This window comes from Nannocystis pusilla, assembly GCF_026626665.1.
Taxonomy (GTDB): Bacteria; Myxococcota_A; Polyangia; order Nannocystales; family Nannocystaceae; genus Nannocystis; species Nannocystis pusilla.
The window spans coordinates 1,015,001-1,033,608 of sequence record NZ_JAPNKE010000002.1; the positions used below are offsets into that span (position 1 = coordinate 1,015,001).

The 18,608-nt window shown below is 69.9% G+C and carries 13 protein-coding genes and 2 rRNA genes (1 of these 15 cut by a window edge); 7 read left to right on the top strand and 8 right to left on the bottom strand.

What is annotated here, in order from left to right:
- Both OV079_RS04610 and rrf read left to right on the top strand, forming a co-directional pair.
- Nucleotides 1-1,644 (top strand): 23S ribosomal RNA (locus OV079_RS04610); it begins 1,299 nt to the left of the window's first position.
- Between the two features lie 165 nt (nt 1,645-1,809).
- Nucleotides 1,810-1,926, top strand: a 5S ribosomal RNA gene (gene rrf / locus OV079_RS04615).
- 643 nt (nt 1,927-2,569) lie between these two features.
- Here rrf and OV079_RS04620 read toward each other — a convergent pair.
- Both OV079_RS04620 and OV079_RS04625 read right to left on the bottom strand, forming a co-directional pair.
- Nucleotides 2,570-2,734, bottom strand: coding sequence for a hypothetical protein (locus OV079_RS04620; protein ID WP_267766466.1), 165 nt, complete (start codon nt 2,732-2,734; stop codon nt 2,570-2,572).
- The gene (locus OV079_RS04625) at nt 2,731-3,579 is read right to left on the bottom strand and encodes a calcineurin (protein WP_267766467.1); all 849 of its coding nucleotides are present in this window, start codon (nt 3,577-3,579) and stop codon (nt 2,731-2,733) included. The genes OV079_RS04620 and OV079_RS04625 overlap by 4 nt, the downstream gene beginning before the upstream one ends.
- A gap of 1,035 nt (nt 3,580-4,614) precedes the next feature.
- On the opposite strand from OV079_RS04625, the gene OV079_RS04630 reads away from it, so the two are divergent.
- The gene (locus tag OV079_RS04630; RefSeq protein ID WP_267766468.1) at nt 4,615-6,297 is read left to right on the top strand and encodes a CehA/McbA family metallohydrolase domain-containing protein; all 1,683 of its coding nucleotides are present in this window, start codon (nt 4,615-4,617) and stop codon (nt 6,295-6,297) included.
- On the opposite strand, the gene OV079_RS04635 is transcribed toward OV079_RS04630, so the two are convergent.
- Nucleotides 6,216-6,995: a DUF1571 domain-containing protein gene (locus tag OV079_RS04635; RefSeq protein ID WP_267766470.1), complete on the bottom strand. Its 780-nt coding sequence runs from the start codon at nt 6,993-6,995 to the stop codon at nt 6,216-6,218. The genes OV079_RS04630 and OV079_RS04635 overlap by 82 nt on opposite strands.
- Nucleotides 6,996-7,294: 299 nt before the next feature.
- Nucleotides 7,295-9,400 (bottom strand): fused MFS/spermidine synthase, encoded by a 2,106-nt coding sequence (locus tag OV079_RS55580; RefSeq protein ID WP_267766471.1) that lies wholly within the window; start codon nt 9,398-9,400, stop codon nt 7,295-7,297.
- Nucleotides 9,401-9,828: 428 nt separating this feature from the next.
- Between OV079_RS55580 and OV079_RS04645 the strand changes: the two genes are divergently transcribed.
- Together OV079_RS04645 and OV079_RS04650 are read left to right on the top strand one after the other, a co-directional pair.
- The gene (locus tag OV079_RS04645; protein WP_267766473.1) at nt 9,829-10,797 is read left to right on the top strand and encodes a macrolide 2'-phosphotransferase; all 969 of its coding nucleotides are present in this window, start codon (nt 9,829-9,831) and stop codon (nt 10,795-10,797) included.
- A 429-nt stretch (nt 10,798-11,226) separates the two neighbouring features.
- A complete protein-coding gene (locus OV079_RS04650) occupies nt 11,227-11,592 on the top strand; it encodes a hypothetical protein (protein WP_267766474.1) in 366 nt (121 codons plus the stop codon).
- Nucleotides 11,593-11,595: 3 nt separating this feature from the next.
- Here the strand turns inward: OV079_RS04650 and OV079_RS04655 are convergent, their stop codons facing one another.
- Nucleotides 11,596-12,450 (bottom strand): fumarylacetoacetate hydrolase family protein, encoded by an 855-nt coding sequence (locus OV079_RS04655; RefSeq protein WP_267766481.1) that lies wholly within the window; start codon nt 12,448-12,450, stop codon nt 11,596-11,598.
- 123 nt (nt 12,451-12,573) lie between these two features.
- On the opposite strand from OV079_RS04655, the gene OV079_RS04660 reads away from it, so the two are divergent.
- Nucleotides 12,574-13,590, top strand: coding sequence for a lysylphosphatidylglycerol synthase transmembrane domain-containing protein (locus tag OV079_RS04660; protein ID WP_267766482.1), 1,017 nt, complete (start codon nt 12,574-12,576; stop codon nt 13,588-13,590).
- A 375-nt stretch (nt 13,591-13,965) separates the two neighbouring features.
- Nucleotides 13,966-14,214 carry a helix-turn-helix domain-containing protein gene (locus OV079_RS04665; RefSeq protein ID WP_267702265.1) on the top strand — a complete coding sequence of 83 codons (249 nt, stop codon included), beginning with the start codon at nt 13,966-13,968 and terminating at the stop codon, nt 14,212-14,214.
- 182 nt (nt 14,215-14,396) lie between these two features.
- On the opposite strand, the gene OV079_RS04670 is transcribed toward OV079_RS04665, so the two are convergent.
- From OV079_RS04670 to OV079_RS04680, 3 genes are all read right to left on the bottom strand, one after another.
- Nucleotides 14,397-14,846 (bottom strand): potassium channel family protein, encoded by a 450-nt coding sequence (locus tag OV079_RS04670; protein ID WP_267766483.1) that lies wholly within the window; start codon nt 14,844-14,846, stop codon nt 14,397-14,399.
- 9 nt (nt 14,847-14,855) lie between these two features.
- Nucleotides 14,856-16,604: a TrkH family potassium uptake protein gene (locus tag OV079_RS04675; RefSeq protein ID WP_267766484.1), complete on the bottom strand. Its 1,749-nt coding sequence runs from the start codon at nt 16,602-16,604 to the stop codon at nt 14,856-14,858.
- A gap of 219 nt (nt 16,605-16,823) precedes the next feature.
- Nucleotides 16,824-18,575, bottom strand: coding sequence for a TrkH family potassium uptake protein (locus OV079_RS04680; protein WP_267766485.1), 1,752 nt, complete (start codon nt 18,573-18,575; stop codon nt 16,824-16,826).
- Nucleotides 18,576-18,608: the final 33 nt, after the last annotated feature.

The window sequence follows — 18,608 nt, forward strand, 5'->3', positions numbered from 1 at the left end:
GGCATGAGTAGCGATAAACCGGGTGAAAAACCCGGTCGCCGTAAACCCGAGGGTTCCTGGGTAAAGATCATCTTCTCAGGGTTAGTCGGTCCCTAAGGCGAGGCAGAAATGCGTAGTCGATGGGAAGCAGGCGAATATTCCTGCACCAGCACGGATGGTTTTGTAAGGTGGGACGGAGGAGGATAGCCGAGCGACCTGATGGATGGTCGTTCAAGCCGGTAGGCGGCTCGCGTAGGAGGCATCTGGCCACAAACGCGCGGGCAACGCCGAGAGGTGATGAGGGTCGCCGCAAGGCGGACAACTCGGTGAGTCCAAGCTTCCAAGAAAAGCATCGTACAAGTGTACCGCTGTGCTGACCGTACCGTAAACCGACACAGGTGGGTGGGGAGAACATCCCAAGGCGCTTGAGAGAACTCGGGTTAAGGAACTCGGCAAATTGACACCGTAACTTCGGGAGAAGGTGTGCCCTTGAGGGTGACGGGCCTCGCGCCATGAGCCTTTGGGGGTTGCAGAGAATCGGGGGTAGCGACTGTTTACCAAAAACACAGGACTCTGCGAAGTCGCAAGACGACGTATAGGGTCTGACGCCTGCCCGGTGCCGGAAGGTTAACAGGAGATGTCAGCGCAAGCGAAGCATCGAATCGAAGCCCCGGTAAACGGCGGCCGTAACTATAACGGTCCTAAGGTAGCGAAATTCCTTGGCGGGTAAGTTCCGTCCTGCACGAATGGCGTAACGACTTCCCCACTGTCTCGACCCGGGACTCAGCGAAATTGAAATCGGGGTGAAGATGCCCCGTACCCGCGGCAAGACGGAAAGACCCCGTGAACCTTTACTGCAGCTTGGCACTGGTTTTCGGACTTGTCTGTGTAGGATAGGTGGGAGGCTATGATGTGGGGCCGCTAGGTTCCACGGAGCCAACGTTGAAATACCACCCTGAGAAGTCTGAAAGCCTAACCGTGACCAGTGAGCCTGGTCCGGGACACTGCCTGGTGGGTAGTTTGACTGGGGCGGTCACCTCCGAAAGAGTAACGGAGGCGCGCAAAGGTTCCCTCAGGCTGATTGGAAACCAGCCGAAGAGTGTAAAGGCATAAGGGAGCTTGACTGCGACTCATACAAGAGGAGCAGGCACGAAAGTGGGCCTTAGTGATCCGGTGGTTCTGAATGGAAGGGCCATCGCTCAACGGATAAAAGGTACTCCGGGGATAACAGGCTTATCACGCCCAAGAGTTCACATCGACGGCGTGGTTTGGCACCTCGATGTCGGCTCATCGCATCCTGGGGCTGTAGTAGGTCCCAAGGGTTTGGCTGTTCGCCAATTAAAGCGGTACGCGAGCTGGGTTCAAAACGTCGTGAGACAGTTTGGTCCCTATCTGCCGTGGGCGCAGGAATCTTGAAGTGGAGCTGTCCCTAGTACGAGAGGACCGGGATGGACAGACCCCTGGTGTTCCGGTTGTTTTGCCAAGAGCATCGCCGGGTAGCCATGTCTGGAACGGATAACCGCTGAAAGCATCTAAGCGGGAAGCCAACCACAAGATGAGGATTCCCTGAAGGTCCGTCGTAGACGACGACGTTAATAGGCCGGGTGTGGAAGCGCGGCGACGCGCGGAGCTAACCGGTACTAATCGACCGTTCGGCTTGACCTTGGGCACCGTCCCGTGTGGCGGTTTGCAGTCCGAGGTTCCGAGCGACACCTGCACAAAGGCCGTAATGGCCCGCTCCAAATCGGAGCTCACTTCACAGCACGATCTCTTGCGAGGCGATTCGACGGCTCCGCCGTCACCTCTCCTCGCCGCTCGTCGACAAGTTTTGCTGGTGGCTATAGCGGAAGGGCCACACCCGATCCCATCCCGAACTCGGTCGTTAAGACTTCCAGCGCCGATGGTACTGCAGGGGAGACCCTGTGGGAGAGTAGGACGCCGCCAGCGCTATGCCCCCTTCGTAAGAAGGGGGCTTTTTTATTTGGGTCGCGCGCGGCCGCGGCGGCGCTCTGGTCGCGTCGAGGCCACGCCTGCGGTGGGCTCCCGGGCCACCCTCGGCTCGCCGCGAGAAGTAGAGCTGCAGGCGGTCGTTCGCGCGGGCAGAACGCGCCGATATCTGCAACTGTCGCCCGGCCCTCTCTGGGCCGCAGCTGCGGTTGGCTCGCGGTCCACTTTGCCGCGAGAAGAAGAGCCGGGGTCCTGCCGAGGGGTCATTGTCGCGGGCGGGACGTGGCGATCTGTGGCTGCTGGGTTCCCTCTTCGGCATGTCGCAGACGCGGTGCCGCTGGTGGCTTGCGGCCAGGAGGTTCGCGGTCGAGGCCCAGGGCATGAGACGAAGGCTCTTCTCGAGTGCTCACAGGGCCTGCGGCTGCCAGCTGCCCATCCGCGGCGGACGTGGAGGACGTCCGGGCCGTGGGACAAGGGGCTTTCTCGAGAGCTCACAGGCCGAACGAGCCGGCCTGTGGCTGCCGAGCCTTTGGCGGGGCGGGCCCAGGCCATGCGACGAAACTGGATTCGCCACCTCGCGGCAGGCCGCGGCGGCTCGGTAGCCGCCATCTTCGGCGTGTCTTGTGCAGGCCTGCGCCGTCGATCACTTGGCGACCGGCACGAACTTCACGGCGCCGCCGGAGATCTCGAGGACCTCCGCCGGGCCGCTGGCGTCGCCGGCTGCGGCTCCCACGCGGACGAGTTTGCCGTCGCACATGACGGCGTCGATCTTCTCGGCGGCAGGTCGGGCGATGACGAGGCGCTTCACGGCCAAATCGGTGACGGCCTGCTCGACGACCTCGCAGGCGGGCTCGTTGCCGCGGAGGCGAGGGTCCGCGCCGGGCCGGGCGCAGCGAGCATGTCCGGCATCATGGCGATCTCCCCGAGCATCCACTTCGTGCTCTCGTCGTTGATGTTGTCGATGCCCTTCTGAATGTGCTCGCCGAGCAGGCCGGCGTGGGCGAAGGCGCTGTCGCCGGCGACGAGGATCAGCTTCTGCTCCGACAGCTTCTTGGCCACGGGGCCGCCGGAGGCGAACACCGCGGCGCGACCGCGCTGGTTGGCCGGCAGGCTCTCGACCCGGGGGTCGTCGCTCTTCTCCTTGGCGTAGTCCTTGAAGCCCTGGGCGTGGACGATGTCCTTGAAGTTGAGGGCGACGTTGAGGATCTCGTTCTCGCCAGTCAGCCGATAGAGCGCGCCGCCGGCGGCCTGGGCCTGAGCGGCGAGGTCGTCGAGGAGGGCGAGCGTGGCCTTCTCGTCCTTGTTGTTGCCGAACTGATTGCCGAGCTGGACGACGACGAGGTCACCACCGGTCCACTTGCCGGCGTCGTCGATCGCGCCGGCCGTCTTGAGGGCGGCCTTGGTGGCGGCGAGGTCTCCGTTGAGGGAGCCGACGACGACGACGCGGCCCTTGGGATCGGCGACCCGCGACTTCTCGCTGGCCGGAGCGCGCGGGCGCGGTTTCTTCGCCGCGTCGGTCGCAGGCTCCTCCTTGGCCTCGGCCTTGGCCTCGACCTTCTTCTCGTCGGTCTTGGGAGCCGTCTTGGTGTCGCCCCCGCAAGCGGAGAGGACGAGGGCGAGGGCGAGGGCGGAGCGAGGGACCAGGGCAGACATGGCACCAGAGACTACACCGCGCAGCCCGGCGGCGTCACCTCGCCACGAGGCCGGGCAGTGCGCCGCCGGGGTCACTGGCGTGCTCGGCTTTCGTCATGGAGCGGTCGCCTGGAAGTGCGTGGGGTGAACAGACGACGGCTGTCCCTTCGGACCTGTTTGCGGGCGCGGCGGCCTCTGCGTGGCGCGGCGACGCGCTGGTTCGCTCGCGGCGACGGCCTGACGGGAGGCGATCCTCGACGTCGTGCTCGGAGCGCTGCGAGTTGGCAGAACGAGTGACGAACTGGAGGTCGTGAGCTCGACCGGCGAAGTGCGCCGGGAGCGACGGGCTCTCCGTGGTTCCGACCGGGAGATAGGCGAGCCGAGTGCAGGAGGCGGTGAGTCGCTCAGTGCCATGGCAGGCGGGCTAACTTGCCGGTCGATGGAGGCCGCGGTGATGCGCTCGGGGCAGTCATCGCTGCGAGCGGTCGGGCCTGGTGAGTTGCTTTGAGCCATCGCCGGCGGGCAGGCGTGCCGCGTCGACGGAGGCCATGGTGATGCGACCAGAGGCGGGTCGTCGTCGGCTGGGAGCGGTCGGGCCTGGTGAGCCGTCCTGAGCCATGGCCGGCGGGAAGGCGTGCCGAGTCGATGAAGGCCGCGGTGATGCGCTCAGGAAGAGCATCGTCGGCTGGGAGCGGTCGGGTCTGTTCGCTACGCCGCGACGTTCCGGCGGAGACTCGGCGGTTCGCCATGGCGTGCAAGAATGAGGTGGCTCGGGGACATGCCCGTTGTCTCGGATGTCCTTCAGGTCATGTCCGAAAGTTGGCTTGCAGGCCGCGGTGAGCGGCCGAGTCGACGGTCGGCTTTCCAAGTCAGGTCGCGCAGGCCGCGACACTCGGGGCGAGTCGATGGTCGACGTACCCCTGATTCGCGGGGATCACACGCGAGCGCGAGGTGAAGGCGGCTCGGGACAGGAGTCGGCGCACGGCCGCGTGCCCGGAGGAGACGGTGGCCGGTTCCGGGATCGTGATACGGTGCCGGGAGATCTTGGAGGCGACCATGCGCAAGTGGGCGAGCATCGTGAGCGGAGCGCTGCTGATCGGGGCCTGTACCGGCTCGGGGAACGAGACGGGCACGGCGAGCGAGACGTCGAGCGGGACGACGACGGGCAGCACCACGACGACGACCGCGACGAGCGTGGGCACGACCGAGCCGACCACGACGGCGCCGACCACCACGATGGACGACACCACGACCGGCACGACCGGGGTCGAGGGCGGATGCGGCGAGACGTCGCCGCCGGACACGCCGATCGCGTGGGACAAGGGCCAGCCGGACATCTCCGGTTGCGGCGCCGTCCGCGGGCTCCGCGAGGTGCGGGCCATCATGCACCTGCACTCGCATCACTCGCACGACGCCTGCGACGGCGATCCGCAGCCGAACGGGGTGCCCGACGAGGATTGCCTGGCGGATCTGCGGGTGGGGCTGTGCGTCCCGCGGATCGACGTGGCGATGCTGAGCGACCACCCGGCGCACGCGAGCGAGGCGGCCTACGAGGAGCTGCTGCTGATGCGCGAGATGGACGAGCCGATCCTGGGCGACGGCGGGACGCCGATCGCGGCGTGGTTGAAGTGTCCGGACGGCCACAAGGTCCTGGTGATGCCGGGGATCGAGAGCGGCGAGATGATGCCGTTCGGGCTCGAGAAGCACGTGACCGACGTGTACGGCACGAGCTCGCCGGCCGCGTTCGCGGCGATCAAGGAGGCCGGGGCGCTGGCCTGGGTGGCGCACACGGAGGGGCGCGACGTCGCCGAGCTGGCGACGCTCGGCCTCGACGGCATCGAGATGTACCAGCTGCACGCGAACCTCGACCCTGACATTCGCATGGAGGATCTCGGGCTCGAGGACGACGGCTACTTCGCCGCGATCATCCCGTTCTTCCTGCAGCCGGGCCGGCAGCCCGACCTGGCGACGCTGGCGTTCCTGCTGCCCAACGAGCCGTCGATCGTGGCGCTCGAGACGCTCGGGCAGACGCAGCGGCTGACGATCTCGGGCGGCACGGACGCGCACCAGAACGTGTTCGACAGCATCGCCACCGACGGCGAGCGCGGCGACTCGTATCGCCGCATGATCCGGTGGTTCAACAACCGCATCCGCACCGCCGAGCTGACGCCCAAGGCGGTCAAGGCGGCGCTCCGCGCCGGCAACAACCACATCGTGTTCGAGTCGCTCGGCACTCCGGTCGGGTTCGACTTCCACGGCGAGGGTGCGGCGGTGGTCGAGATGGGCGCCGAGGTGTCGCTGGGCGGGGGCCCGCTGACGCTGCGAGCCTCCCTGCCGACGCTCGACCCGCGCAGCCCGCAGGGTCCGGAGGCGCCGGAGGTCCGGGGTGCTCTACCGGGCCACCGCCGACGAGCGGCAGGAGCTGATGACCTGGACGAGCGGGCAGATCGAGGTCGAGGCGCCGGGCCCGGGCGTGTATCGCGTCGAGGTATGGATCACGCCGAAGCACCTCGTGCCGTATCTGGGCGACGCGCTCCAATACGCCGACATCGAGGCGCCGTGGGTATACAGCGGCGCGCTGTTCGTTCGGCCCTGATTGTCAGCACATGTCTCATAAGACAGCCGGAGGCCCAGGCGCCTCCGGCTGAATCGTCGGATCAGAAGTTGTACTCGCCGTTCTCCGGATCGAAGTCGACGTCGGACAGACCGACGTTGAGCTTGGTGTCCTGGAAGCCGTAGTCCTCGAGCAGGTCGCCGTCGGCGTCCCACACCTGGATCCGCGTCGGCATCTTGGTCTTCAGATCGAAGCAGACCTTCGCGCGAGCGGCGTAGTAGACGCTGAACACGCCGCCCGCGGGGGTGCGGGCCTCGATGCAGCGGCTGCGGGCGCCGTGGACGACCTTCTCGCCGAGGTCGAGGTAGTAGACCCCGTCCTGCGGGCGCGACTCGCTGAGCCGCGCGTCGCGGGCGATGACGCCGATCGCGTGGCCGAAGTGGGCCTCGGTGATCATGTGGCGGTTGCCCTGCATGGCCATGCTCGAGTCGGGCTTCAGGTTGACGGTCATGTCGGGGAACGAGCCCTTGTGGGCGCGGATCTTGTCGTCGTTCCAGCCCTTGACGTAGATGACCTCGCGGGTCTGGTTCACCTCGCCCGTCCACTTGAGGTAGAGGCCGAGTGGCTTGCGGAACTTGACCTGGATCTCTTCGCGCGGCATGAGGCGTCCCTTGACGCGCTCTTGCTTGTACATGGTGGTGGTGTAGTCGTGGACCTGCTCGAACGCCTTCTCCATGTCGAACACGAGTTGGCGGATCTTCGCAGCGTCGGCCGCGACGCCGGCGACGGCGGCGGGCTCTTCGGCGCGAGCGACGAGCGCGGCGCCGGCGACGACCGTGACCGCCGCGATCAGCGACGGCACATGACGCGTAAGCCATTTCATGGGGTGGAGCTTTTGCATGGCTTTCTTCCTCTCGTCAACCGCGGCGGCCCCGCGAATGCGCAGGAGCGAGCCCGACCGCAGATAGACGTTGTTCGGGGGGCCGCTGCGACGCCGGCCCCCAGGCCCTATTCACGCGCGGACGGGCGCCCGTGCGAACGCGCCTTATGTCATTTGTGGCTTATCCCGTGCGGATCATTCGAATGCGCGATGTCGTGCCGTACGCGCGAATCGGCGCCGTGCGTATCGCAGGCCGCGCGGATTGTCGGGCGGCCCGCGTGTTCACCGAATGATAGCGGCGATCAACGCTTCAGCACCTGCAGCAGGTTGCTGTACGCGTCGGTCCACAGCGGATAGGGCGCGTCGGGGTCGACCTTGGGCGCGAGCGCGTTCACGAGGTCGGGGCTGTTCATGTCGCTCTCGCGGCGGGCGAGCAGCATCCAGTCGCTCTGCCACACGACCTCGTCGTTCTCGAGGTCCTCGACGTACTCGACCTGGAGGCCGAGCTTCTCGCCGATGCCGCGCACGACGGGGTCGAGGTCGAGGTAGCGGTTCGAGATGTGGACCGCGAGGATGCCGCCCTCGCGCAGGTGGCGGAAGTAGAGCTCGACGGCCTCGACGGTGAGCAGGTGCGCGGGGATCGAGTCGCTGCTGAACGCGTCGATGGCGAGCACGTCGAAGCCCTGCGGCTGCTCGCGCTCGAGCGCGACGCGGGCGTCGCCGATCACGACGGCGACCTCGCCCTCGCACTGCTGCAAGTAGGTGAAGTAGGGCTCGTCGCCGGTCGACAGCGCGACCACGGCCGGGTTGATCTCGTAGAAGCGCACGCGGTCGCCCGCCCGCCCGTAGGTCGCCATGGTGCCGGCGCCGAGGCCGACGACGCCGATGTGCAGGCGCTCGCCTGCGAGCCGCCGCGGGTGCTTCTCGACCGCGAGGCCGACGCCGCTGGTCTGCCCGTAGTAGCTGGTCGGCGCGGAGCTCAGCGGCTCGCTCTCGAACTGGATGCCGTGGGTGATCCGGCCGTGGCGCAGGCGCGTGTACGCCAGGTTGCCGCCGCTGGCGCGGTCGACCCGCAGCACGCCGAAGAAGTTCCGCGTGACGAACATGTTGTCGTCGAGCTGCTCGCGCATGTGATAGACGAGCGCCCCCGCGAGGCCCAACGAGCCGACGAGCACGCCGAAGGCCGACAGCGCCGCCAGCCACAGGCGCTGCGGCCAGGCGCCGCGGTACAGCACGTACATCGCCAGGACGAAGCCGACGAACAGCGCGATCGGCAGCTCCCAGAACTCGGGGAACAGGAGCGGCGCGACCACGCCCGTGAAGATGCCGCCGGCCGCGCCGCCGGCCGAGACGATCAGGTAGAACTGCGTCAGGTACTTCGGGTCAGGTTTCTGCCGCACCAGCTCGCCGTGGCAGACCATGCAGTAGGCCAGCAAGGTGACGAGGTAGATGACGAGCTGCAGGACCATGCCGGCGTAGACGCCGGCGAACAGGGCGTAGGTGGCTCCGCCGGCCCCGAGGACCAGAAGCGGCAGCCACAGCGCGCGGACGTAGCTGCGCTCGTACTCGAAGCAGAGGATGAAGCTCAGCAGGTAGAGCGCGAGCGGCAGCATCCACAGGAACGGGATGACCGCGACCTCCTGGCTGATCTGGCTGGTGGTCGCCAGCAGCATGGTCGACGGGATGGTCGCCAGCGCGAACCAAAGCAGGCGCCGCCCGGCCGTGGGCTTGCTGACCGTTGCGACATGTCCCGAAGGCTTGGCGAGCGCAGGGGCGGCGCCGGCGAGCACGGCGCAGGCGCCACAGGCGACCGCGAACACGAAGAAGCCGATCGACCACACCCAGCCCTGGCCGGCGATCGGCAGCGCGGGCTCGAGCGCGAACGGGTACGAGAACATGCCGAGCAGCGAGCCGAGGTTCGACAGCGCGTACAGGCGATACGGGGAGACGCCGGGGCGCACGCGCGAGAACCAGCTCTGCAGCAGCGGCCCGGTGGCGGCGAGGACGAGGAAGGGCAGGCCGACGGTGAAGGCGAGGAGGCCGAGGATGGCGAGGATCGGGCTGGCCTCGGGGTCAGGTTTCCAGGCGTCCGAGGGGCTGATCGGGGCCGGCCACACGAAGGCCCGCACCAGCAGGAGCACCGCGGCGAGCGCGAGCGCGGCGAGGTGGATGTCGCGCTGACGCGCCGGGGTGAAGCGATCGGCCAGCAGGTGGGCGTAGCCGTAGCCGCCGAGCAGCAGCAGCTGGAAGAACAGCATGCAGGTGGTCCACACCGCCGGCGCGCCGCCGAACCACGGGAGCAACTGCTTGCCGAGGATGAACTGCACGAGGAACAGCAGGAACGCGCCGAGCCCGATCGCGACGGCGAACAGCGCGGAGGAGGCGGAGGTGCGGGCAGGAGCGGTCACAGCCGCGCGAGACTACTCCAATCGCGCAGGCGACGGCCACGCGACCGGCGCCCCAGCGCCGCCTCCGCCGCGCGCTCCGCCGCATGAGGCCGGCCGATGGCGGGGCGCCCCAGCCCGTCCTCGGGCGCGCCACGGGCCGCCGCGGGCCTGCATGAGCCGCTGCGGGCTGCGGGGGCCCTTGCGCGGGTCGCCGCCGTGGTGCGAAGCTCGGCGCATGGTCGCGTCGATCCGCTTCCGCTGAGCCCCGCCGCCGCCCGCGTGCGCGCCGGCTCGGGCGCGTGCGTCGGCGTCGCGGCGTGGTCGCGCTTCACCCTCCCGTCCACCCGGAGGACCGCGCGTACCTCGGCCCGATCGCGGCCGGCTCACGCCTCGCGCGGCCTCCTCGCGCTCGTCGGACCGCCTGTCCGAGAGCACAGGAATGTTCGCACATGTCTGAAAAGTCCTATGTAGATTCCTCGCTCGACCCCTCCGCCGAATCGTTCCACCCCGCGCCCACGACCGTGGCTGAGCTGCTGGCGCGCGCCCGCCGTCAGGGACACGCGCTGACGGCCGCCGGCGCCGAGCTCGAGACCATGGGCCTCGACTTCGTGGTCGCGCACGCGACCGACGCTGCCGGCGCGCCGTGGATCGTGCGAGCGCCGCGGCGACCCGACGTGGTCGCCGCGGCGCGCGTGGAGGCGCGGGTGCTGGCGCTGGTGGGCCCGCGCCTGCCGGTGGCGGTGCCGGACTGGCAGATCCACGCGCCCGAGGTCATCGCGTATCCGCGGATCGCCGGCGTCCCGGCGGTCACGGTCACGGCCGCCGGGCCGCAGTGGAACATCGTCGATCCGGCGGCGCCTTCGCCCGGGTTCATCGAGTCGCTGGCGCGCACCCTGGCCGCGTTGCAGGCGATCGCGCCGGCGTCGGCGGCGGCGCAGGGGGTGCCGACGGCGACGATCGCGGCGGCGCGGGCCCAGCTCGCGGCGGCGATGGCGGCCACGCGCGAGGCGCTGCAGCCGTCGCCGCGGATGTGGGCGCGCTGGCACCGGTGGCTCGAGAACGACGCGCTGTGGCCCACGCACGCGGCGCTCGTCCACGGCGACCTGCACCCGGGCCACCTGCTGCTCGCCGACGACGCGCGCGTGATCGGGGTGCTCGACTGGACGGAGGCGCGCGTCGACGACCCGTCGATCGACCTGGCGCTGATCGTCGGCTGCTTCGGCCGTGATGCGCTGGAGCGGCTGCTGGGGCGCTTCGCGGCGGCCGGCGGGGTCTCATGGCCCGGCCTCGCCGAGCACGCGAGCGAGCGCTGGGCCGCGTCCGCGGTGGTGTCGGCCGAGTGGGCGCTGCGCCGCGACCACGCCGAGGCGCTGGCGTATTCGCGCGCGCACCTGGCCGCGCTCGACGCCGCCGATTGATGGCAGTCGACGAAAGCGAGCGCGCGGCGATTGACGGGACTCGTCCCACGAGCGCCGCGCGAGTCGGGCCGGCGCGTCGGGCCATGAGGCCGCGATGAAAGCGAGCGCGCGGCGATTGACGGGACTCGTCCCGCGAGCGCCGCGCGAGTCGGGCCGGCGGCCGCGCGTTGGGGTCGTCAGGCCGCGATCGTGCAATGATCACAGTCGAGGTGGCTCGATAATTGCTGTCGTCGCGGCCGCGGCCCTTCACCAGGGGCGATTCGTCGGCGCGCGCGGCGTGTGCACAATCGAGCGCGGCCTTGTGAAGGCTCTCGGACGCTCGTCCGCGGTGATTTCGGCGCTCCGTGCTGTGAGTCGCATTGCGGCACACAGCACCCGCGCTACCCCCGAGATATGCGAACTGCATCGATTACCGCAACGCTCCTGGCATTGCTGCTCGTCCCCTTCGTCGCCGCGCCGCGCGCCGATGCGGCCGAAGATGCCGCGCGGGCGCCGAGCACGGCGCCGTCGGTCTCGAAGCGTGAACGCGAGCGGGAGCACGACGGCGGCGTGGTGAAGGCGTCGCGCTGCATGGCGGCCTGCCACAACCGCGGGACCGGCCGCGACGCCTGCTTGCAGTCGTGCGCGCGACGGATCGAGCGCGTCGTCAACGCGCCCGCGCCGGCGACGCTCGAGCAGCTGTCGGCCTGCCTCGACGACTGCTACACGGACACCACCCTGCGCAAGACCGACCGCGAGACCTGCAAGCTGACCTGCGAGCAGATCGCGTCGCTGTCCGGCCCCGGCAAGCGCTGAGGCTCAGGTGAACGGCGTGACCAGAGGGGCCAGCTCGAAGCCGTCGAGGGCGACCTGCGCCGAGTCGCCCGGCTGCAGCGCCGCGACCCCCTCGGGCGTGCCGGTGAAGATCAGGTCGCCGGGCATCAGCGTCATACAGGCGCTGATGTAGGCGAACAGATACGGGACGTCGAACACCATGTCGGCGAGCGGGGCGGATTGTTTCGCCTGTCCGTTGAGCCAGCCGCGGATCCGGGCGCCTGCCGGCGGGGCGAAGCCCGGCGGGGTGAGGCGGATCCAGCTGGCGAGCGGGCCGAAGCCGTCGAAGCCCTTGGCGCGGGTCCACTGCTTGTCGCGCTTCTGCAGGTCGCGGTTCGAGACGTCGTTGCCGACGGCGTAGCCGGCGACGTGCTCGAAGGCCCGCTCGGCGGCGACGTGGCTGGCCTTGCGGCCGACGACCACGACCAACTCGCTCTCCATGTCGATGCGCTCGTAGCCGCGGGGCAGCGCCACCGCCTGGCCCGACGGGACGATGCAGCTCGGCGGCTTGAAGAACAGCAGCGGCTCGGTGGGGACCTCGTTGCCGAGCTCGGCCGCGTGGGCGCGGAAGTTGCGGCCGACGCAGATCACCTTGCTGGGGCGCACCGGCGCGAGCAGCCCCAGCGCGGCCACCGACGTCTTCGCGCCCGCGGTCGCCGCCTTTGCGCGCTGCCACGGGTCGCCGTCGTCGTCGGCGAACGGATCGTCGATCTCCTCGGCGATGTCGTCCGGGCCGGGCGCAGCGCCGCGCGTCCGCACTCGCACCGTCCGCGCACCTGCCGCTCCGGACGCCCGGGCGCGCCCGAGCCACAGCACCTCGTCGTTGCCTCCGCTGGTCATCGCCGCGATGCTGCCCGCCTCGCCGCCCGCGCGCAAGTCGGCGCCCGCCGCTCGCCCGGTCTTGTCTCGCCCGCCGGGGCCGCTATCCTCGCCGCCCATGCCCAAGCGCCCCCCGGAGCTCGCGTGAGCCGCTTCGTCCGCCGCGCCCTCGTCGGCGTCGCGCTCGGCGTGCTGGTCTACGCGGCGGCGGTGCTGTGGGTGGACGCCGGACGTGTCCAAGAGGCCATGTCCGATTATACATGGTCGATGGTGCTGGCGGCGCTCGGGCTGTCGAGCGTCAACTACCTGCTGCGGTTCTTGAAGTGGGAGCTGTGCCTGGGCTGGCTCGGGGTCCGCGACGCCGGGCCGGGTGCGGCGCCGGAGCTGACCTACGGCCGCTCGCTGCTCGTCTACCTCGCCGGCCTCAGCATGTCGGTGACGCCGGGCAAGATCGGCGAGGTGCTGCGCAGCTACTTGCTGCGCGAGACCGACGGCGTGCCGTTCACCCGCACCGCGCCGGTGGTGGTCGCCGATCGTCTCACCGACCTGGTGGCGCTGGTGGTGCTCAGCCTGGTCGGCATCGCCGAGCACCGCGAGTACCTGCCGGTCGCGCTCGTCACGCTCGCGCTGGTGGTCGCCGGCGTGGTGGTGCTCGGCAGCCCGCGGCTGTGTCGCGGGCTGCTCGCGCTGCTCGGCCGGCTGCCGAAGCTGCGCGGCCTGGTCGCGCGCGCCGAGGGTCTCGTCGACAGCAGCGCGGCGGTGCTGCGCCTGCGATCGCTGGCGGTCCTGAGCGTGATCAGCGTGGCCGGGTGGGGGCTCGAGTGCGTCGGTTACTGGCTGATCCTGCACGGCTTCCTCGGGGTCGAGGCGAGCCTGGCTCTCTGCACCTTCTTGTGGGCGACGACGACGCTGATCGGCGCGCTGAGCTTCTTGCCGGGCGGGCTCGGCGCGACGGAGGGCTCGCTGGCCGTGTTGGTGGCGCGGCTGGCCCACGGGGTGACGCAGCCGATCGCGCTGGCGTCGACGATCCTCATCCGCGCCTGCACCCTGTGGTACGGCGAGGTGGTCGGCGGGGCGGCGCTGGCGGTGTTGATCCGCCGCAACGCGAGCCGGCAGCCGGCGTGCGACGAGCCGACCGCCGCCGAGTCGCCGACGGCGTGAGCGACGACCTCGAGGAGCCGACGACGGCGCCTCGTTCGCCGCGCCGAGAGCGGGCCGCGCCGCGGTCGTGCCGGGAGTCCTCGTCGGCCGATCGGCGACGTCGATCCGGATCGGATCACGTCGTCATTCGCCGATCGCCATGATGTCGTCGTCGCTGCAGTGGCGGTCGCCGACCGACGCGGCGCGAGGCAGACGCTGTTCTCGACGGTGTTTGTGCGGTCCGCCGCGCGGCGCGCTCGCCTGCGCGCGTGTCTCCGCGGGTCCCCACGAGTACGCGGCCACATGCAGCGCGACGCACGAAACACAAGCCGGTCGCTGTCCCGGCGCCGCGCGCTTGCTCTCCGTTGGATCAAGCGGGTGTTCTAGGTTGTCGTCATGCAGATCGTCCTCGACAACTTCAACCTCACCGCCGCCGAACGCCTCCTCTGCGAGACCGCCCTGCACACCGCGGGCAGCATCGTCGAAGCAGCCAAGCTGCTCGGTATCACCCGGCACGCGCTCAAGCGGCGCATCATCAAGCACAATATCCGCTGGATCCGCGACGCGGGCGCGCGCCCCGGCATCGGTGACACCTCGCCGCGTCAGTCCGCGAGCGTCGCCGGCGTCGCCGCGATGACCGCGTGAATGAGTCGAAGACCGGGGGCGGCTCCTCAACGCCCCTCGCGCGGCCCGCCGCTCCGGCGTCGGGCCGCTGGTCGTTCAAGCGCCGGGACGCGGCGCACCGCCTGCGCGTACGAGCATGTCCTGCAGAGCATGCCCGAAGAGCAATGTCCGAGGAGACATGCCCGATCGGGCAGGATGAACGTTTACGCCTTGAGCGCCTGGCCGAGCGCGGCTTGGGCCTCGGCGCCGCCGATCAGGCGCTTGCCGAAGGTGCGGCCCATCTCGTACTCGAGCTCGATGACCTGGGTGGCGCCGACGGCCTGGAGGATCCGCGACTCGCGGGCGGAGCGGGAGCGGGCGACGATGTCGCGCACGCCGACCTCCTTGAGGGCGGCGAGGGTGAGCACGGTCGCCTCGAAGTTCTCGCCGATGGCGACGATGGCGGCGCGGCACTTCAGCGGGTCGATGGACAGCAGCGCCTGCGGGTCGGTGGCGTCGAGCTCGATCGCGTAGGCGACCTTCTGCTTGACGGCGTCGACCATGGCCATGTCGCGGTCGACGGCGATGACTTCGGCGCCCTGCTCGGCGAGCGATTCGGCCAGGGCGGCGCCGAAGCGCCCGAGGCCGATGATGAGGTAGCGGCTCTGTGCCATGGCGACAGCTTACCCGACCGGGAGGTCCTCGCGGGCGAGGCGGTGGCGCGAGCGCGTGGCGGCCTGGTCGGCGACCGCGAGGGCGATCGTGAAGGGGCCGACGCGGCCGAGGAACATCGCGGCGGTGAGGAGCAGCTTGCCGGCGACCGAGAAGAAGCTGGTGATCCCGGTCGACAGGCCCACGGTGGCGAGCGCCGACACGGCCTCGAAGGCGACGTGGAGGAACGGCAGGTCCTCGGTGAGGCTGAGCAGGAGGACGAAGGCCATGAGCAGGCCGCTCATCATCACCAGGACGGCGGTGGCCTTGCGCACGACCTCGGGGGCGAGGGCGCGACCGCCGAGCTCCGGCTCGCGGCCGCGCAGCTCCGCGCGCAGGGTGGCGACGACGGTGGCGAAGGTGGTGGTCTTGATCCCGCCCGCGGTCGAGGCCGGGGCGCCGCCGATGAACATGAGTACGCACAGCACCAGCAGCGTGGCGTCGCGCATGCCGCCGACGCCGACGGTGTCGAGCCCGCCGCTGCGGGTGTTGGCGGAGATGAACAGCGCCGACCACAGGCGGTGGAAGATCCCGTGCTCGCCCGCGGGCGAAAGCCCCGACCCGAACTCGAGCGCGAGCACGGCCGCGGTGCCGGCGACGATCAGCGCCAGGGTCGTCGACAGCACCACGCGGGTGGCCAGCGACAGCCGCGGCGGCGGCGGGGCGGCCTTTTTGACGAGGCGGACGAGGCGGCGCCAGCCGTGGCGCACGAGCTCGACCATGACGGGGAAGCCGAGGCCGCCGAGCAGCATCAGGGTCATGACGACGACCTGGACGCCGAGATCGCCGACGAACGCGCCCATGCCCCCGGGGAACAGCGCGAAGCCGGCGTTGCAGAACGACGAGACCGCGTGGAACACGGCGGTCCACAGCGCCGGGGCGTCGCCGATCCGCGGATCGCCGACCAGCATGAGCCACAGCAGGAAGGCGCCGATCGCCTCGACGACGAAGGTGCCGGCGAGGATGCCGACGACGATCTTGCGCAGGTCGGCGACGGTGCGGGCGTCGAGCATGGCGGCGTAGCGCAGCTGGCTCTGGAGCGAGCTGTTGTTGCTGAACGCGAGCGCGAGCGCGGCGATGGTCATGATGCCGATGCCGCCGAGCTGGACGCCGGTGAGGATGACGCCCTGGCCGAACAGGCTGTAGGTCGCGCCGAGGTCGTTGACCGCGAGGCCGGTGACGCACACCGCGCTGGCCATGGTGAACAGGGAGTCGACGAAGGAGGTGTGGGCGGCGTCGGTCAGCGACACCGGCAAGGTCAGGAGCAGGCTGCCGAGCGAGATCAGCGCGGCGAAGCTGCCGATCAACATCATGGCTGGCCGCTGGGACATGTTCAATAAGACACGTCCGGTGCGCTCGGGGGCGATCACCAGGGCGCCGGCGAGGGCGGCCAGGGTGGTGAAGACGAGGTCGTAGGTCTCGGCGGCCGCCAGGCGACGCGCGCTCAGCGGCCCGTCGAAGGCGTCGCCGAGGATGAAGGCGCGGGCGACGAGGAAGCCGAGCAGCGCGAGGAAGAGGGTGACCTCGAACCACAGCACGCCGCCGACGTCGGCGGTCTTGCGCCGCGCGGCGATCATCTGCCGCACCTGCTCGGCGACCGCGAGGGTGACGATGCCCATGCCGAGCACGACGAGGAGCCCCGTCCAGGGCGAGGCGACGGCGACGTCGAGCGCGACGGCGGCGACGGCGACGACGAGGACGATCAAGCTGCCGATCGACACCCGGTCACTATATCGGCGTCCGCAGGCCCGCGCGCACGGGCTTCGACGACCCGCGAAGACGTGCGAAAATCAGTTCGCGGATGTGTGGAGAGCGCGCGTGGGCGTCCTCGTGACGGGTGAACCGGTGTGGGCTTGCTCGGGCGGTTCGCCGAGGAGGCGGCTCGCTCGGGGCGAGGGACGTGAAGAGCCCGAGGCGGGGACGCCTCGGCGAAGAGCTTGTCAGCCGACCGGGAGGTCCTCGCGGGCGAGGCGGTAGCGCGGCTGCGTCGCGGCGCTCTCGCCGACGGCGAGGGCGATCGTGAAGGGCCCGACGCGGCCGAGGAACATCGCGCCGGTGACGATGAGCTTCCCGGCGACGGTCAGCGAGCCGGTGATGCCGGTCGACAGGCCGACGGTCGCCAGCGCCGAGATGGCCTCGAGCGAGAGCTTGAGGAACGGCTGATCCTCGGTGAGGGTCAGCAGGAGGATGATCGCCAAGGCGAGGCCGCTCATCATCACGAGGACCGCGGTCGCCTTGCGCAGGACCTCGGGGGCGATCGCGCGGCCGCCGAGCTCGGGTTCGCGGCCGCGCAGCTCGGCGCGCAGGGCGGCGACGACGGTGGCGAGGGTGGTGGTCTTGATGCCGCCGGCGGTCGAGGCCGGCGAACCGCCGATGAACATCAGGGCGCAGGTGACGAGGATCGTCGCGTCGCGCAGGACGCCCATGTCGTAGGAGTTGAAGCCGGCGGTGCGGGTGTTGACCGAGGCGAACAGGGCGGCCATGAAGCGGCGGCCGAAGCCCTGCTCGGAGGCGGGCACCAGCGCGTTCGAGAACTCGAGCGCGTAGATGGCGACGGTGCCGCCGACGATCAGCGCGAGGGTCATCGACAGGACCACGCGGGTGGTCAGCGACAGCCGCGCGGGCGCGGGCGCCGAGGGCTTCACCAGGCGGACCAGGCGACGCCAGCCGTGGCGCACCAGCTCGACCATGACGGGGAAGCCGAGGCCGCCGAGGATGATAAGGCCCATGATCACGGTCTGCAGCCCGAACTCGCCGGCGAACTGGGTGATGCTGCCGGGGAACAGCGAGAAGCCGGCGTTGCAGAAGGCGGAGATCGAGTGGAACACGGCCATCCAGACCGCGGAGTGCTCGCCGAGCCGCGGGTCGCCGACGAGCAGGGACCACAGCAGCAGCGCGCCGACGGCCTCGACGACGAAGGTGCCGGCGAGGATGCCGACGACGATCTTGCGCAGGTCGGCGACGGTGCGGGCGTCGAGCATGGCGGCGTAGCGCAGCTGGCTCTGGAGCGAGCTGTTGTTGCTGAACGCGAGCGCGAGCGCGGCGATGGTCATGATGCCGACGCCGCCGAGCTGGATGCCGGCGAGGATGACGCCCTGACCGAACGGGGTGTAGACGGTCGGCACGTCGTTGACGGTCAAGCCGGTGACGCACACCGCGCTGGCCATGGTGAACAGGGAGTCGACGAACGAGGTGTGGGCGGCCTCGGTCAGCGACACCGGCAGGGTGAGGAGCAGGCTGCCCACCATGATCATCGCCGCGAAGCTGCCGATCAGCATCATGGCTGGCCGCTGAGACATGTTCAATAGGACATGTCCCGTGCGCTCGGGGGCGATCACGAGGCCGCCGGCGACCGCGGCGAGGGTGGCGAACACGAGGTCGTAGGTCTCGAGCGCCCGCAGCCCGCTGGCCTCGAGGGTGCCGCCGAACTGGCCGGTGAGCGCGAGGGTGCGCGCGAGCAGGAAGCCGAGCAGGGCCAGCAGCAGGGAGACCTCGAACCACAGCACGCCGTCCATGCCGGCGGCGGCCTTGCGGCGGGCGAAGATCATCTGCCGGACCTCCTCGGCGACCGCGAGGGTCACCGCGGCCATGCCGAACACGATGATGAGGCCGGTCCACGGCGAGGCGACGGCGACGTCGAGGGCCACGACTCCGAGGGCGACGAGGAGGACGAGGACGCTGCCGATCGACACCGCGCCACTATACCCGCCGAGCCCGCTAGACTG